Origin of the sequence: Cognatazoarcus halotolerans, assembly GCF_009800965.1 — a bacterium.
In the GTDB taxonomy this organism is placed as follows: domain Bacteria; phylum Pseudomonadota; class Gammaproteobacteria; order Burkholderiales; family Rhodocyclaceae; genus Cognatazoarcus; species Cognatazoarcus halotolerans.
In genome coordinates, this window is sequence record NZ_WUAF01000006.1 from 25,878 (window position 1) to 41,157 (window position 15,280).

At 62.7% G+C, this 15,280-nt stretch carries 14 protein-coding genes; 7 read left to right on the top strand and 7 right to left on the bottom strand.

Features of this window, described 5'->3' with window-relative positions; translation table 11 throughout:
* Positions 1-71 precede the first annotated feature (71 nt).
* Together GQB03_RS09305 and htpG are read left to right on the top strand one after the other, a co-directional pair.
* Positions 72-1,703 carry a methyl-accepting chemotaxis protein gene (locus GQB03_RS09305; protein WP_159687849.1) on the top strand — a complete coding sequence of 544 codons (1,632 nt, stop codon included), beginning with the start codon at positions 72-74 and terminating at the stop codon, positions 1,701-1,703.
* Positions 1,704-1,783: 80 nt separating this feature from the next.
* Entirely contained in the window at positions 1,784-3,739 is a 1,956-nt protein-coding gene (gene htpG, locus GQB03_RS09310; RefSeq protein ID WP_159687852.1) for a molecular chaperone HtpG, read from the top strand.
* A gap of 298 nt (positions 3,740-4,037) precedes the next feature.
* On the opposite strand, the gene GQB03_RS09315 is transcribed toward htpG, so the two are convergent.
* Complete coding sequence (locus GQB03_RS09315) at positions 4,038-5,579, bottom strand: chloride channel protein (RefSeq protein ID WP_159687855.1); 1,542 nt, start codon at positions 5,577-5,579, stop codon at positions 4,038-4,040.
* A 229-nt stretch (positions 5,580-5,808) separates the two neighbouring features.
* On the opposite strand from GQB03_RS09315, the gene GQB03_RS09320 reads away from it, so the two are divergent.
* Both GQB03_RS09320 and GQB03_RS09325 read left to right on the top strand, forming a co-directional pair.
* The gene (locus tag GQB03_RS09320; RefSeq protein ID WP_159687858.1) at positions 5,809-6,318 is read left to right on the top strand and encodes a MarR family winged helix-turn-helix transcriptional regulator; all 510 of its coding nucleotides are present in this window, start codon (positions 5,809-5,811) and stop codon (positions 6,316-6,318) included.
* A gap of 155 nt (positions 6,319-6,473) precedes the next feature.
* Positions 6,474-7,247, top strand: coding sequence for an oxygen-binding di-iron domain-containing protein (locus GQB03_RS09325; RefSeq protein ID WP_159687861.1), 774 nt, complete (start codon positions 6,474-6,476; stop codon positions 7,245-7,247).
* Between the two features lie 12 nt (positions 7,248-7,259).
* Here the strand turns inward: GQB03_RS09325 and GQB03_RS09330 are convergent, their stop codons facing one another.
* The 3 genes from GQB03_RS09330 to GQB03_RS09340 all read right to left on the bottom strand — a co-directional run bounded on the left by GQB03_RS09330 (position 7,260) and on the right by GQB03_RS09340 (position 11,504).
* Positions 7,260-8,447 carry a vWA domain-containing protein gene (locus tag GQB03_RS09330; protein ID WP_159687863.1) on the bottom strand — a complete coding sequence of 396 codons (1,188 nt, stop codon included), beginning with the start codon at positions 8,445-8,447 and terminating at the stop codon, positions 7,260-7,262.
* Positions 8,448-8,528: 81 nt separating this feature from the next.
* Positions 8,529-10,535, bottom strand: coding sequence for a TIR domain-containing protein (locus tag GQB03_RS09335; RefSeq protein ID WP_159687866.1), 2,007 nt, complete (start codon positions 10,533-10,535; stop codon positions 8,529-8,531).
* 126 nt (positions 10,536-10,661) lie between these two features.
* Positions 10,662-11,504, bottom strand: a complete 843-nt coding sequence (locus GQB03_RS09340) for an AAA family ATPase (protein WP_159687869.1) — start codon at positions 11,502-11,504, stop codon at positions 10,662-10,664.
* 193 nt (positions 11,505-11,697) lie between these two features.
* Between GQB03_RS09340 and GQB03_RS09345 the strand changes: the two genes are divergently transcribed.
* The 3 genes from GQB03_RS09345 to tmpT all read left to right on the top strand — a co-directional run bounded on the left by GQB03_RS09345 (position 11,698) and on the right by tmpT (position 13,192).
* Positions 11,698-12,024 carry a c-type cytochrome gene (locus tag GQB03_RS09345; RefSeq protein ID WP_159687872.1) on the top strand — a complete coding sequence of 109 codons (327 nt, stop codon included), beginning with the start codon at positions 11,698-11,700 and terminating at the stop codon, positions 12,022-12,024.
* Positions 12,021-12,353: a c-type cytochrome gene (locus GQB03_RS09350; protein ID WP_159687874.1), complete on the top strand. Its 333-nt coding sequence runs from the start codon at positions 12,021-12,023 to the stop codon at positions 12,351-12,353. Before GQB03_RS09345 ends, GQB03_RS09350 begins: the two co-directional genes overlap by 4 nt.
* Before the next feature lie 152 nt (positions 12,354-12,505).
* Positions 12,506-13,192, top strand: coding sequence for a thiopurine S-methyltransferase (gene tmpT / locus GQB03_RS09355; RefSeq protein ID WP_159687877.1), 687 nt, complete (start codon positions 12,506-12,508; stop codon positions 13,190-13,192).
* A 55-nt stretch (positions 13,193-13,247) separates the two neighbouring features.
* Here tmpT and GQB03_RS09360 read toward each other — a convergent pair whose 3' ends face one another.
* From GQB03_RS09360 to GQB03_RS09370, 3 genes are all read right to left on the bottom strand, one after another.
* Positions 13,248-14,258, bottom strand: a complete 1,011-nt coding sequence (locus GQB03_RS09360; RefSeq protein ID WP_159687880.1) for an NAD(P)-dependent alcohol dehydrogenase — start codon at positions 14,256-14,258, stop codon at positions 13,248-13,250.
* A gap of 136 nt (positions 14,259-14,394) precedes the next feature.
* Positions 14,395-15,060 (bottom strand): hypothetical protein, encoded by a 666-nt coding sequence (locus GQB03_RS09365; RefSeq protein WP_159687883.1) that lies wholly within the window; start codon positions 15,058-15,060, stop codon positions 14,395-14,397.
* Positions 15,060-15,257, bottom strand: a complete 198-nt coding sequence (locus GQB03_RS09370) for a hypothetical protein (protein ID WP_159687885.1) — start codon at positions 15,255-15,257, stop codon at positions 15,060-15,062. The genes GQB03_RS09365 and GQB03_RS09370 overlap by 1 nt, the downstream gene beginning before the upstream one ends.
* Positions 15,258-15,280 lie beyond the last annotated feature (23 nt).

A 15,280-nucleotide genomic window follows, 5' to 3' on the forward strand; every position in this document is an offset into this window, starting at 1 on the left:
AGGGGCGCCGACGACGGCTTCAATCCATCGTTCGATGCTGAGCCCCTGTTTCGTGCAAACGGGGAACAACAATGCTCGAGAGAATGAAACTGGTCAGCCGGCTTGGCCTGATGACGATTGTTTCGGTGATCGGCCTGGTCGTGTTGGGGGCCGTGTCACTGTGGACCGCTCATGGTCAGCTCGTAGACGCCGAGATTCGCCGGGTGGAAGATGTGGTGACCGCGTCCGGCTATGTGTTCGAGCATTTCCACGAGCTCGAGACCAAGGGCGTACTGAGTCGGGAAGAGGCCCAGAAGCAGACGCTTGACGTGCTCAGGCACCTGCGCTTCGAGGGCGGCAACAACTACGTATTCGTCTACGATGGCAAGGGTACGACGCTGCTCTCGCCGATGAAGCCGGATACGGAAGGCAAATCCATGGCCGGCAAGACCGATCCGAATGGCTTCCCGCTGTTCGACAGGATTGCCGAGGTGGCGCGCAGCGGCAACCCGGCAGAACTCGAATACGCATGGCCGCGCACGACCGGTGGCGCGCCGGAGCGCAAGCATTCGACCGTCAAGTCGTTCAAGCCATGGGGCTGGGCCTACGGCGCGGGCGTCTACTTCACCCGGGTGGAAGAGGCATTCTCGACCGGGCTTGCCATTACCGGCGCGGTGGCATCTGCGGTTCTCCTGGTGACGATTGCGCTATCGTGGCTCATCGTCCGCAGTATCCGGAAACAGCTTGGCGGTGAGCCGGCAGAGGCGGTTGCGGCGATGCGGGAACTGGCGCAGGGAAATCTTCGTGCGACGATCCGGAACGAAGGGGGGGGCGACAGTTTGTTGGGCACGCTCGCAACGACGGTCGGACAGCTGCGCGGCATGATGACCGAGGTCGGCCGCAATGCGGAGGCCCTGCGCGAAAACGCGGGTTCCCTCGCAGGCGTGGCCCGTGGCGTTGCGGACAAGGCGCAGAGCCAGTCCGATGCCACCTCGGCGATTGCCGCGGGCGTGGAGGAAATGACCGTGAGCATCAACCACATTTCCGACAGCGCGCGCGATACCGCGAGCAATTCTTCCGCCGCAGTGGAGCTGGCCGTGCGTGGCGAAGCACGTACCGGTGAGGCGGCCGGTGAAATGACGCGAATTGCCCAGACCGTGGATGGCGCCTCACTCAAGATCCAGGAACTCGTCGGTCGGGCCAAGGAAATTGCTTCGATCGCCAACGTGATCAAGGAGATTGCCGCACAGACCAATCTGCTTGCGCTCAATGCCGCGATCGAGGCCGCGAGGGCCGGCGAACAGGGGAGAGGGTTTGCCGTGGTCGCCGACGAGGTGCGTGGTCTCGCCGAGCGCACCGCGGGTGCCACTGTTCAGATCGAAGACATGATCAAGGGTATTCAGAAGGATACCGGTGGCGCAGTGGATGTCATGGCGTCGGTTACCGCCCAGGTGCAGAGCGGCGTTGCCCAGGTGCACAGTGCCGCCGAGTCCTTGAGGGAGATCCGCGAGGGCGCCGGGCTGGCGCTCGAGCGGATTCGGGACGTGGCGGACGCGACGAAGGAGCAGAGCGCGGCGAGCAACTCGATTGCGCAACAGGTCGAACAGATCGCACAGATGGTCGACGGCACGAGTAGCGCGATGCGAGATGCCGCGAAGGCGGTCGAAGATCTGGAACGCCTGTCGGCGGGTCTCAACGAGGTCGTGGGCCGCTTCAGGTATTGAAGTCTGCTCCGTGGGCTTGAAACCGCGGTCGCTGGCCCCAATATCTCCGCCGTTACCTTGCAACGACGGAGATGATCCCGATGTCAGAAGCGCAAGCAGCGGCTCCGGCCGCCGATTCGCAGACCATGAACTTCCAGGCGGAGGTGAAGCAGCTGCTTCACCTCATGATCCATTCCCTTTACTCGAACCGCGAAATCTTCCTGCGTGAACTGGTATCGAACGCGTCGGACGCCTGCGACAAGCTGCGTTTCGAGGCGCTCGACAAGTCAGCCCTGTTCGAGGGCGACGGTGAGCTCAAGATCCGCATAGGCTTCGACAAGGCCGCCCGCACCGTGACCGTTTCCGATAACGGCATCGGCATGAGCCGGGATGAAGTCATCACCAATCTCGGCACGATCGCCAAGTCCGGCACCAAGGAATTCTTCGGTCAGCTTACTGGCGACCAGAAGAAGGATGCCCATCTCATCGGCCAGTTCGGGGTCGGTTTCTACTCCGCCTTCATCGTTGCCGACAAGGTCACCGTGTTGACGCGCCGTGCCGGCCTGGCCGCGAACGAGGGCGTGAAGTGGGAGTGCGCAATGACCGGCGACTCCGCCGGTGAATACGCGATTGCCGCCGTGGAAAAGGCGGCGCGCGGAACCGAGATCACCCTGCATCTGCGCGAGGACCAGGACGACCTGCTGTCTTCCTGGAAGCTCAAGTCGCTGATCCGCAAGTACTCCGACCACATCGTCCAGCCCATCGTGATGCAGAAGGAAGAGTGGGACGAGGAGAAGAACGAACAGGTTCTGCGTGACGAGGACGAGGTGGTCAACCAGGCCAGCGCTCTGTGGGCCCGCCCGCGCAACGACATCTCGGACGACGAGTACAAGGCCTTCTACAAACATGTCGGCCACGACTACGACGAGCCGCTGGCATGGACCCATTCGCGGGTCGAGGGCCGTCAGGAATACACTCAGCTGTTGTACGTTCCGGCCCATGCGCCGTTTGATCTGTGGGACCGCAATGCCCGTCACGGCGTCAAGCTGTACGTGAAGCGCGTGTTCATCATGGACGATGCCGAAAAGCTGATGCCGACGTATCTGCGCTTCGTGCGCGGCGTGGTCGATTCGGCGGATCTTCCGCTCAACGTGTCCCGCGAAATCCTGCAGGAGTCGAAGGATATTGACGCGATCCGCGCCGGCTGCACGAAGAAGGTGCTCGGCCTGCTCGAGGATCTGGCCACGAACGACGACGCGGCGGAAAAGGAAAAGTACGCCAGCTTCTGGAGGGAGTTCGGCAAGGTTCTCAAGGAAGGTGTCGGCGAAGATCACGCCAACAAGGAAAAGATTGCCGGATTGCTCCGCTTTGCGTCGACCCACGCCGATACGTCCGACGAGGTCGTTTCACTGGCCGACTACATCGCACGGATGAAGGAAGGACAGGACAAGATCTATTACGTCACCGCCGAAACCTTCAACGCGGCGAAGAATAGCCCGCATCTGGAAATCTTCCGCAAGAAGGGCATCGAAGTGCTGCTGCTGTCGGATCGGGTCGACGAATGGGTCATCGGCAATCTCACCGAATTCGACGGCAAACAGCTGCAGTCGGTTGCCAAGGGTGGTCTGGATCTCGGCTCGCTCGAAGACGAGGCCGAGAAGAAGGATGCGGAGAAGGCGGCCGACGAATTCAAGGAGCTGCTCGAGAAGATGAAGGCCAGCCTCGGCGAACGGGTCAAGGAAGTGCGTGTGACCCACCGGCTGACCGATTCGCCGGCCTGCCTGGTGGCTGACGAGCACGATCTCGGCATGAATCTGGCACGCATTCTCAAGGCTGCGGGGCAGGATGCGCCTGCGTCAAAGCCGATTCTTGAGATCAATCCGCACCATCCGGCCTTGCTGCGTCTCAAGTACGAGGACAAGCAGTTCGACGAGTGGGCCGCGGTAATCTTCGATCAGGCCCTGTTGGCGGAAGGTGGAACGCTCGACGACCCGGCGACCTTCGTCAAGCGCATCAACCAGTTGATGCTTGCGATGAGCGGAAACGGCGCGGCCTAAGTCGGGAACGACTGATCGGACAAGGCACCGGAACTGCAGGTGTGGGGTTCCGGGCGGCCGGTACGTGATTTCGGCCATTGCCTGCCGTCGTGAGACGGCAGGCAATGCGGCGGATGACGCTGGCGCCGGCGAAGGGCGATCGGCTAGTGGATCGAGAGGATCTTGCGGAGTGTCCGCCGTAGCGCTTTCATCCTTGGCGACCAGAAGCCAATGTGGCACGGGCGTGCGCGTCTCGGCCTTGCCGCTGTTTCGTCTTGATCGGGCGCGCCGCTTGTCTGGCCGGCGCCCTCCTGACTGATCAAGTCTTGGGCTGGCTCGCCTGACCTTGCGCTCCCGGGCTGTCGATGTTGTTTTCGGCAGCCTGCCTGGCCTGCTGGGCTGCTTGCTCGGCGGCCTGTTTTGCTTGCTCTGCCAGCTTGGCTTGAGCGGCCAGTTCGGCTTCCAGCCGTTCGTCATCGGTTGGCTGGGCTGGAATCGGCTGGTGGGGATGGAGCTTGCGGATCATGCCGTAAGCTATCGCATCGTAGAGCGGAATGGGTGCAACCGATTTCGAGAAGGCATGTGCGATCACCGAGGCTGCCATGAGTGGCAAGAGGAACTGGTGGTTCGCGGTCATTTCCATGACCAGTACGAAGGAGGTGATCGGCGACTGGGTCATGCCGGATAGAAAGGCGACCATGCCGAGCGCGAGCAGCGCCGCACCGTGCTCGACCGGCATGAACGAGGCGATATTGCTGCCGATTCCCGCACCCACTGCGAGTGCCGGGGCAAACACGCCGCCGGGAATGCCGCTCAGAAATGCCAGCAGAACCGTGGCCGCCTTGGCAATGCCATAGTAGAAAGGCAGTTCGGCAATGCCTTCGAGCGCCGCCTTCGATTCGGTATAGCCGGTGCCATAGGTGAGGCCCCCCGTCGCCAGGCCGATGATCGCAGTACCCAGACCGCAGGCTGCCGCGAGCCGGATGGGATGCTCGCGGGCAAAAATCCCGAGCTTGCCGGGCAGGGAACGCGTGGTGGCGAGCAGCAGCCGCGAGAACAGCCCGCCCCCGATTCCACCGGCGGCGCCACAAAGAATGACTGGCCAGATGCCTTCGGGCCAGCCGATGGCCGCCTGCGTGATACCGAAGTAGGTGTAGTTGCCCAGTGTGGCGAGTGAAATGAGACCCGCGAATATGACGGCAATCAGGGTCGTGCTGTTGGCGATGAAGGGTCGGTGTCGGGAAAGTTCCTCGATCGCGAACATGATGCCGCCAAGCGGCGTGTTGAAGGCCGCCGCGATGCCCGCCGCTCCGCCGGCGATGATCAGGTCACGCGTCGGAGCAATACGGCCGAAGCGCTTGCCTGCGAGGGTGTGCAGGATCGAGGCGCCAACCTGCACCGACGGGCCTTCGCGGCCGACGGTTGCGCCCGAAAGCAGCGCTCCGAGCGTGAGAAACACCTTTCCGAACGCGATGCGAGTAGATAGCAGCTTGCCACGCGCCTTGGGATCATCGGAGATCGAGGCGGCAATCGCCTGCGGGATTCCGCTGCCCTGGGAGCCGGGGAAGTAGCTTCGACACAGCCATGCCATCAGGGCGAAGCCTGCCGGAGCGACCAGCAGGGTGAGCAATGGGGTGAGGGCCATGAGCTGCTGGTGGGCGTGGATCGCGAGGTCCGCACCGATTGCGAAGGCGATACAGATGAAGCCTGCAAGCAGGGCTGCACCGACCAGCAGCATGCGGCGTCGCCAGCGGCCGATGGAAAGCCACGGCAGTGCGTAGCGGCGTCCTCCCCGGGCGAGTTGGCGGAAAGTCTTCGAACTTGCTGATTCTTCTGCCGGCGAAGGGTCGGGGCGATCCATTTGGGTCGGCGCTACAGCCGTGTCTCCGTTTGCCTTGTGGATTCGAGCCAACATGTTAACACGAGCGCAGCCACACCTCCCGGCTGTCGCGTATCGGCGTCTCGTTGCCATCGATTCTGTGCGACGAGATGGCACGAGGCCGTAGAATGCGGCGGGTGTCGCCGCATACTTCGACATCGTGCCGGTTTCTTCGAAAATTTCTCGAACTTCACCATTACGGAGCAAGTCAATGTCTTCCCCCGCCGCCGAGAACGTGGGCAAAACGAACACGGGTAAAGTGACGCCTCTTTCCGTGCTGCAGAGATTCAGGGTGTTGATTCGCACCGCTCAGCGGCATTCACAGTGGGTCGAGCGTCAGAGCGGGGTGACAGGTGCGCAGTTGTGGGCGCTTCAGGAGCTTTCGGAAGTGCCTGGACTGAAGGTCGGGGAGCTTGCACGATGCATGGCCTTGCATCAGTCGACCGCATCGAACATGGTCGACAAGCTCGAGACGTCCGGCTTGATCCGGCGCGAGCGCGGTAGCGCCGATCAACGTGTGGTGCGGCTCTACCCGACTGAAGCGGGGCTCGCCCTGCTTGAGCGGGCGCCGTCGCCGGCCCGCGGTGTGTTGCCCGAGGCGCTTCGCCGACTCGATGCGGATGCGCTGGAGCGACTGCACATGGATCTCGACGTGGTAATTACCCAGATCCAGCATCTGGACGAGGGGTTCGGTATGCAGCCACTGCCGTTTACCGAGTGACCCTTCTTCATGCCTGCGAAGCGTGCGGGAAACCGAATGACGATTCCTGGCCAGACACTAAAATTTGCCTTCGATCGGCCGTGTACACGCCTTGAAGTGCCCGTCCGGGCGCAATTCAGGAAATGGCCACTTGGGCCGGGTCCGGGGAAAATCTGATGTCCGAGGAGCTTTACAACGACGGCGTGCATGCCTGCGTCGCATTCTACGACCTGGTCGACGAGGGTGCCGATCACGCGGTGCAGTGCAACCAGTTCCTTATCGTCGATGGGGGGCATGGGGCTTTGATCGACCCGGGCGGCAACATGACCCACTCGGGTTTGCTCATGGGCATGCAACGTTACATGCCGTCGCGACAGCTTGATTTCATATTTGCCTCACATGCCGATCCGGACATCATTTCTTCGCTGAACAAATGGATGGTGACCTCTCACTGCAAGGTCATGATTTCGAGACTGTGGACACGGTTCATTCCCCACTTCACCACGGGAAAAGACTATTCGTCCCGAATCCTGGGTATTCCGGACAGCGGCATGGCCATCACGCTCGGCGCGGCGCGGATCATCGCGATACCGGCCCATTTTCTGCACTCGGAAGGAAATTTCCATTTCTACGACCCCGTCTCGAAGATCCTGTTTACCGGTGATGTCGGTGCGTCGCTGGTGGATCATGCGGAGGCGGCACGGCCGGTTCGCAACTTCGACGAGCATCTGCAGATGATGACCGGTTTTCATCGACGCATCATGGTCTCCAACAAGGTCTGCCGCATGTGGGTGAACATGGTGCGCCAGCTCGATGTGCGAATGATCGTGCCCCAGCACGGTTGCCGGTTCGAGGGCCGGGAAATGGTGACGCGCTTTCTCGACTGGTTTGAAAACCTGGAATGCGGGGTCGACCTCATGACGCAGGAAAACTATCGCGTGCCGACCTGAGTCGGCCCGGCTTCAGGCGTGGCGCTGGCTGCGCGAGAGCTGCCGGATGGCGCGACCGAGCCCGTCGAGTGTGAGTGGGTACATCCTTTCGCCGGCCAGATCGCGAACGATGCGGATCGAGTGACGGTATTCCCATAGCCTTTCGGGCTCGGGGTTCAGCCAGGCCGCCCCCGGGTAAGCGTCGAACAGGCGGCGCAGCCAGACCGCACCAGGTTCCTCGTTCATGTAGTCGATGGCGCCGCGCTGGTGCAGGATCTCGTAGGGGCTCATCGTAGCGTCGCCGACGAAAATCAGCTTGTAGTCGGCGCCGTAGCGGTGGATCACGTCGAGCGTCGGGATGCGTTCCTTGTGGCGCAGATGGCTGTCCTTCCACACCCAGTCGTAGACGCAGTTGTGGAAGTAGTAGTACTCGAGATGCTTGAACTCGGTGCGGCACGCCGAGAAGAGTTCTTCGCATATCTTGACGTGGTCGTCCATCGAGCCCCCCACGTCGAAGAACATCAGCACCTTGATCGAGTTGTGGCGTTCCGGGCGCATCATCAGGTCGAGCCAGCCGGCATTGCGGGCCGTGGCGGCAATCGTGCCGTCCAGGTCCAGCTCTTCGGCCGCGCCGCTGCGCGCAAAACGACGCAGTCTGCGCAGCGCCACCTTGATGTTGCGTGTACCGAGCTCGACCGTGTCGTCGAGGTTCCGGTATTCGCGCTGTTCCCAGACCTTTACGGCAGTCCGGTTGCCGGCGGAGGGGCCCCCAACGCGAATCCCTTCCGGGTGATAGCCGCTGTTTCCGAAGGGCGAGCTGCCACCGCTGCCCACCCATTTGCTGCCGCCCTGGTGACGCCCCTTCTGCTCTTCGAGGCGCTTCTTGAACTCCTCCATGAGCTTGTCCCAGCCCAGCTTTTCGAGAGCTGCCTTCTGCTCTGGGGTGAGGTGGCGTTTCATCATCGCGCGCAGCCACTCTTCGGGCAGATCCACCTCAAGGCCCGGGATCTCGGTGACACCCTTGAAATAGCTTCCGAAAGCCTGATCGAAACGGTCGTAGAGGGTTTCGTCCTTGACCAGACAGGCACGCGAAAAGACATAGAAGTCGTCGATCGAGTGGCCACAGACGTTCGCCTGCAGGCCTTCCAGCAAGGTCAGCAATTCCTTGGTGGAGACCGGCAGCTTGTGATCCTTGAGATGAAGGAAGAAATCGATTAGCACGGCTTTGAGCGGGCAGGCAAGAGGTGTTCATGATGCCGTGGAGTGGATTGCACTGTCGAGGCCCCGGCGGGCTTTCGGTGCTCAGCCACCGCCGTGCGCGACGAGTTCGAAGGTGTCGTTCTCGATTTCGCTGCCGTTGGCCGAGATCACCTTGCGCTCCATGCGGACGTACCGTTTCGCTTCGCGCGCATACCACACCAGATAGCGGATTCTGACCGGTTCGAGCTGTGCCTCGGCGCTTGAGCCGGTTGCGCGCCGGCTGCTCCAGACTTCGACCTTGGTGGCGGCAAAGCGGCCGGCCGGTACGCTGACGGTTTCCTGACCCAGAACCTTCGCCTCGGTGTACCACTGCGTCCAGTAGGCACCCATGTCGGGTGTCGGCACATTGCGCCAGCTGCGCCCCTCGGAAAGTGTGACGAAGGCGCCAAGGTAAGGGCTGAACTCGGTCCCGATCTCGTTCCAGCTCACGAAGCCGGCGCCGGTGGTGCCATTGGTCTCGCCGCGGAATCGCGGGGGCGGTTCGGTCTGTACCAGAAGATCCTGCACCGTCTGGCCGCTGACCGATCGTGCCGTGACCTGAAAACGTCGTTTCGGGCTTGTGGGCCATTTGCCCTTTGAGCGGTACTGCCATTGTTCTCCGACGCTGGGCAGGCTGTCAGTCGCGCTCGTCGGCTGTGCGGAGCCCGACGTGGGTGAGTCGGGTATGGTCGCCGTGGCGACGGGTTTGGGCCTGGCCAGCACAGTCTTTCGACTGCTGCCGCCCTGATTGGTCACCACCAGGGTAAAGCGTGTCGGGCCATCGATTGCAACATGTACGCAGTCTGAGGTGACGTTTTCGAGCATGCCCGGGGATGGCAGCAGCTCCACGCTGTCCGCAGCACTCGCGCGGTAGCAGATCCGTGTGCCGCCGTCTTCCGGCCTCGCATTCAGAGTGGTGACGCGCGGCGCGGGGGGTTTTGGCGCCGCGGCGGGAGCCGCGGAGGATGGCGGCGGCGAACCGGTGCCCGCCAGCGCGACGCTCAGTTGCTGGGTGCCGTCAGCCAGTCCGACGATGAGACTGGCTTTGCGTGTACCGCTCGATAGAGGGTGGAATCCCAGGTTGACCTCGCAGGTGCGGCCCGGAGCCAGGGTGCCTTCGCAGGTGTTCACGATGATCCTGAAGCTGCCCGCATCGACGCCGTCCAGGCGCGGGGCGCTCACCCGAGCGTCGGCGGTGCCCTCGTTACCGAAACGTACGGCACCTGCACCCCGGGTTTCGACCATGATCGAGCCGAAGTCGACCTTGGGTTGCAGGGCGACCAGTTTCGGCTCGCCGGTTGGCGCCTCCGCGGCCACGACTGGCGGCACTGCCGGCGGCGTTTGCACGGCTGGCGCGGGAGCTGGGGCTGGCGTGTCGTCAGGCCGGGTGCCGAAATACCAGGCAAGCCCGCCGACGGCCGCCACAAGGACCGCGGCACCCAGTAGCTTGCCGGGTGACGAGGGACGCGTATCGCCCCCTGTGCCCGCGCCGGTCGGGTGGTGGGGCGCGGGGGCCGCCGTTTCTGCTGGGACGCCGGCCGGCTCGGGAGCGGGCGCTGGCGCTTCGACGCTCTTCGCAGGCACAGCTGCACCGGATGGGTCGGCCTGCTCCAGTATCCGTTCGAGGGTGCCGATCAAATCGCCGGTCGATGATTCCCATTGCTTGTGGCTGATCTCCACCCCCTGCCGGCGGGTCAGCATGCGCAGCTCTTCCGGCAGGGCATCGCTCGGCGGCATCGGCGTGCCTTCCAGCAGCACCGGTACGACGCGGATGTCGCGCTTGAGCGCGGTGGCGGTTTCGAGGCGGATGAAGTCGTGGGGGTCGTCGAGCCGCGGCTTGCCGGACGCGTCGGTGACGCTCAGCCACTCGTCACCGATCAATACGATCAGGACTGCACACGAGCTGACCGCCTTCTCGATGGCAACGACGAAATCGGTGCCTGGCTCGATGCCCTCGACATCCATGAAAACCCGGTCGCTGCCGAAACGGGCTGCGAGGCGATCGTAGAGACGGCCTGCATAACCGGCCGAATCGTCGCGCCTGTAGCTGATGAAAATACCGCCCGTCATTCACCTGTCTCCCGTCGCGAAGCTCACGCGTGCCGTTGGGTCTCGCCTACAGCATAGACAGATTCGCCCGCGCAGCGCCAACGCGTTTGGCGGCAGGCACGCCTGTCGTGCCCAGGCAGTGTGTCCTCAACGGTTGTTCCGCGCCATGAACACCAGGCGTTCAAAGAGATGGACATCCTGCTCGTTCTTGAGCAGCGCACCGTGCAGTGGAGGTACTACGAGTTTCTGATCACTGCTGCGCAGGGCTTCGGCGGGGATGTCTTCAGCCACCAGCAGTTTGAGCCAGTCGAGCAGCTCCGATGTGGATGGCTTCTTCTTGAGGCCGGGAATGTCACGCAAGCCGAAGAACACTTCGAGCGCTTCCTGCAACAGTTTCTTCTTGATGTCCGGAAAGTGTACGTCGACGATCCGTTGCATCGTCTCCCGGTCCGGGAAGCGGATGTAGTGGAAGAAGCAGCGGCGCAGAAAGGCGTCCGGCAGTTCCTTCTCGTTGTTCGAGGTAATGAACACGATCGGCCGGTGGCGTGCCCGCACGGTCTCGCGCGTTTCGTAGCAGTGGAATTCCATGCGGTCGATCTCGCGCAGCAGATCGTTCGGGAATTCGATGTCGGCCTTGTCGATCTCGTCGATCAGCACGACGGTGGGCGTATCGGCCTCGAACGCCTGCCACAGCACGCCCTTGACGATGTAGTTTGCAATGTCGCGAACGCGGTCGTCGCCGAGCTGCGAGTCGCGCAGACGCGACACTGCATCGTACTCGTAGAGGCCTTGCTGGGCCTTGGTGGTGGACTTGATATGCCACTGGATCAGTGGCAGGCCCAGCGCTGTCGCGACTTCTTCCGCGAGCATTGTCTTGCCTGTACCCGGTTCGCCCTTGATCAGCAGGGGGCGCTGCAGCTGGATTGAGGCATTCACTGCCAGCATCAGGTCGGGCGTGGCAACGTAATCAGTCGAGCCTTCGAAGCGCATGATGCGGTTCCATGATTGAGCAATAGAGTGCGTCGAATTATACGGACCGCACCGCCGACGGGGGCGCGCAGCATGAATGTCGCGATTGCTGCGCTGCAACGAAACGCGAATCGTTTGCAATTCAAAGCCTGCAGCCCCTAGAATCGCCCGGTCGTTTCAGGTTTGCATCCCCATCCCCCCAACAGGAGGTCCCATGCAGGGACGACGTAATCTGATATCAACAGTCGTTTTGTCGACGCTTTCCCTTTCTGCGCTGGCGGTCGAGGGCAACGCGGAGGCCGCGCGTGACAAGATCTCGATGTGCGCGGGTTGTCACGGGATCCCGGGTTACCGGGCGAGTTTTCCGCACGTTTATCACGTCCCCAAGCTCGGCGGGCAGCATCCCGCCTATATCGTCAAGGCGCTGGAAGAATACCGTTCAGGAGAACGCAGTCACCCGACCATGCAGGGTGTCGCGGCGAGTCTGAGTGATCAGGATATCGCCGACGTGGCAGCCTACTACGGGGGGAGCGGCAAATGAGCGGGGTTCCAGTATTCAAGCCTGCCGCCCTTGCCCTTGGACTGGTTCTAGCGTCCGGTGTGTCGTGGGCGGGCGATCCGGTCGCGGGCAAGGAGAAGGCCGCCGTTTGCGGGGCGTGCCACGGCGTGGATGGCAACAGCCAGACCCCGGATTTTCCGCGGCTCGCGGGTCAGCACGAGGACTATCTTGTGCGTGCCCTGCTCGACTACAAATCGGGCCAGCGCAAGAACCCGATCATGGCGGGGCAGGTCGCAAACCTTGACAGGAAGGACATTCAGGATCTCGCCGCCTGGTTTTCGTCGCAGAACGGACTGGTCACCAAACGCTGAGCGAAACCTGATCGGGGGAGCGCGCAGGCGGGAATGGCCGCATAGCCTGCCTGCCGGTCGTGGCCGTCTGTACGAGGAGGCGCCGCAGCGGATGGTGTCCGGCTCGAGTGGGCAACGCCGTCCCGAGTATTCAATCCACTTCAGGAAAGGCCATGGACGCGGAATTCTGGCATCGCAAGTGGGCGCGTGAGGAGATCGGCTTTCACGAGAACGAGGTCAATCCGCTGTTGATCGAGCACTTTGTCGAGCTCGCGCAGGAACAGGACAGCCGCATCTTTCTGCCTTTGTGCGGCAAGACGCTGGACATCCACTGGTTGCTGTCCGAGGGGTATCGGGTCGTTGGTGTCGAACTGAGCCGTAGCGCGGTTGAACAGCTGTTCGACGAGCTTGGGGTCGAGCCCGCCGTATCCTCCCGCGGCCCGTTCGAGTGGTTCAGCGGTCCGGGTGTCGATATTTTCGTCGGCGATTTCTTCGAGCTATCGAGCGCGATCCTCGGCCGGGTGGACGCAATCTACGATCGTGCTGCGCTTGTGGCCCTTCCTCCCGCCATGCGAGAGCGCTATGCGGCCCGGCTCGTCGACATCACGGCCCATGCTCCGCAACTGCTGATCTGCTTCGAGTACGACCAGGCCCTCATGAACGGGCCGCCTTTCGCTGTCGAAGGTGCCGAAGTCGCACGTCATTACGAGGGGTGCTACCGCCTCAGGCAGCTCGGGCATGTTGAAATCCCGGGTGGCTTCAAGGGCAGGATTCCGGCGGCGGAGCGTGTCTGGCTGCTGCAAGCCGGAGCGCTCGGATCTGTTCAGACTCCGAATGGCCAACCCGGTCAGCCGGCTTGATGCCATTGCCGTGTGCGAACCGGCCGTGCCCGGTCCGACGGCATGGGCCGCTTGATCATTCGGCGGATGGCGTCCTTCCCGACCCTTCAAACGGCCTGGTGACGATGGCGACCTTGCCTCGTGCATGGCCTGCCATCAGGTAATCGAGCGCCCGCGGGGCCTCGCCAAGAGGAAAGCACCGGTCAAGCGGCGGGACCACGCTTCCATCCGCGAGGTGCTCCGCCAGGGCCCGCAGATCTTCCTGGCTGACGATGGAAACCAGCGGCACCAGATGCTGCCGCACGAAGGGGTTCATCAACCATGCCGAGAGTTGTCGGCCCAGTCCGCCGGTCCAGGGGTCTGCGTGCTCGCCGCCCACGATGACCAAAGTGCCTTGCTCGGTCAGCAGAGGCCTCAACCGGGCGAGCGGACGGTTCCCGGCAATGTCGATGATGGTGTCGTAGCTTCGACTGTGAGCGTTGGTGTCGAAGTGTCGGTAATCGAGAACACGATCGGCGCCGAGTGTTTTTACGAATTCCGCCTTGGCTTCGCTGCAGAGTGCGGTGACCTTCGCCCCGAAACATCTGGCAAGCTGTACGGCATAGGCGCCGACGCCGCCCGATGCGCCGATGATGAGCACGTCCTGACCGGCCATTGGCCGCCTGGACATGCGCAGCGCCTGCAAGGCGGTGACGCCCGACATGGCACAGACCGCGCCCGCGATCTCGTCCAGCTTGCGTGGCCGTAATACCAGTTGATCGGCCCGGGCCCGAGCGTATTCGGCAAATGAGCCAGAGCCCACGCCAAGAACGTCGTCGCCCGGTCGAAGGTGCGTGACCTTGCTGCCCACGGCGACGACTCGGCCCGCAAGATCGAAGCCGGGAACGCGATTGCGGGGCCTGCGCAGGCCGAACAGCGGCCTGAGCAGGTACGGCGTCCCGGTGAGCAGATGGGTGACTGCCCGATCAACCCCGGCGGCGTGAACGCGTACCAACACTTCCTTGTGACCCGGAACCGGCGGCAAGGGGACTTGGGTGAGCCGAAGCGCTTCCGTGCCGCCATACGCCGTCTGGACAATGGCCTGCATGCTTTGAGTCCCGGAACGGTCGAATGGGTTCACCTGCGAATTTTCCTTCAATGGCGAGGTCATGTCGTCGTTCCGGTTCCCGTCTGGGCATTGCGTGGCATCGATATTGACCCCGGTGGTCCCGGTGTCGAGCACCTCAGTCTATGCTGAGGCGCGACGGCGACTCGCACAGGGGATGACGAGCGAAGCGCGCCTCCAGTACCCTGGGTATGGGGAGCGTCAGGCTCAGAAGCATGGTCGGTTGGCCAAGCCACGCATACAGGTAACCGGCCCTGCCAGGTTCGGATCTGCGCCGGTGGATATCGTAACGGCCGTAGCGCGCGTCGAGCATCTTGCGGACCTTTTCCTGTTGAGCGCGACTCTTCGCCTGAGGGAATTCGCGTGAGATGGCCACTACGCGCCAGGTCTGCTGTCCGCGTTCGTCGGGCAGCATTCGCAGGGTGACACGCGTGGGATTGCCGTCTTCCGACGCGAATTGCCCGATCAGATCATGAGAGCGGCAGGCCGCCCGGATTCCGTGGAGTTCTCCGAGCACGTGGCGGTCGAAAATCCCCTTCTGCAGAAAAGGCGCAATGTTGTCGAAGCGACCCTTGTAGATCGTCTCAAGATGACGAATCTGCCGTCTGCTCAACTTCGTGCCAACGGCGCCGGACGCGGAAGCCCAGGGGATGTCCTTGAGGCTGGATGCCTCTTCGCCCAGACAGACATGCCCTGCACACGGCAGGAGTTCATCCGTAACTGCGGATGAAATCGCCGGGCTCAGGGCAAAACCAATGCCCAAGGCCAGGGCAAAAGCTTTCATCAACGAAAGATGCTCTTGAGGTCGTTGATGGTGCTGCGCATGTCCCGGGCCGTGGCGCTTGCATCACGGGCGGCCTCCCGTGCCTCCCGGGTACCGGCCGAGGGCGTCGGCTCGGATTGCGCCTGCCGCGTTTGCGTGCTCGTGCAGCCCGTGCTCAGTGCGAGTGCGATGCAGGTAATCAGGAAAGTGGTCTTCATGACGCCTCCGGAACTGGAATTGA

Excerpts from the sequence above, each read along its gene's own strand:
- GQB03_RS09315 (WP_159687855.1), bottom strand. The coding sequence starts at position 5,579 with ATGGATCGCCCCGACCCTTCGCCGGCAGAAGAATCAGCAAGTTCGAAG.
- GQB03_RS09320 (WP_159687858.1), top strand. The coding sequence starts at position 5,809 with ATGTCTTCCCCCGCCGCCGAGAACGTGGGCAAAACGAACACGGGTAAA.
- GQB03_RS09360 (WP_159687880.1), bottom strand. The coding sequence starts at position 14,258 with ATGCAGGCCATTGTCCAGACGGCGTATGGCGGCACGGAAGCGCTTCGG.
- GQB03_RS09365 (WP_159687883.1), bottom strand. The coding sequence starts at position 15,060 with ATGAAAGCTTTTGCCCTGGCCTTGGGCATTGGTTTTGCCCTGAGCCCG.
- GQB03_RS09370 (WP_159687885.1), bottom strand. The coding sequence starts at position 15,257 with ATGAAGACCACTTTCCTGATTACCTGCATCGCACTCGCACTGAGCACG.
- GQB03_RS09305 (WP_159687849.1), top strand. The coding sequence starts at position 72 with ATGCTCGAGAGAATGAAACTGGTCAGCCGGCTTGGCCTGATGACGATT.
- GQB03_RS09350 (WP_159687874.1), top strand. The coding sequence starts at position 12,021 with ATGAGCGGGGTTCCAGTATTCAAGCCTGCCGCCCTTGCCCTTGGACTG.
- GQB03_RS09340 (WP_159687869.1), bottom strand. The coding sequence starts at position 11,504 with ATGCGCTTCGAAGGCTCGACTGATTACGTTGCCACGCCCGACCTGATG.
- htpG (WP_159687852.1), top strand. The coding sequence starts at position 1,784 with ATGTCAGAAGCGCAAGCAGCGGCTCCGGCCGCCGATTCGCAGACCATG.
- tmpT (WP_159687877.1), top strand. The coding sequence starts at position 12,506 with ATGGACGCGGAATTCTGGCATCGCAAGTGGGCGCGTGAGGAGATCGGC.
- GQB03_RS09335 (WP_159687866.1), bottom strand. The coding sequence starts at position 10,535 with ATGACGGGCGGTATTTTCATCAGCTACAGGCGCGACGATTCGGCCGGT.
- GQB03_RS09345 (WP_159687872.1), top strand. The coding sequence starts at position 11,698 with ATGCAGGGACGACGTAATCTGATATCAACAGTCGTTTTGTCGACGCTT.
- GQB03_RS09325 (WP_159687861.1), top strand. The coding sequence starts at position 6,474 with ATGTCCGAGGAGCTTTACAACGACGGCGTGCATGCCTGCGTCGCATTC.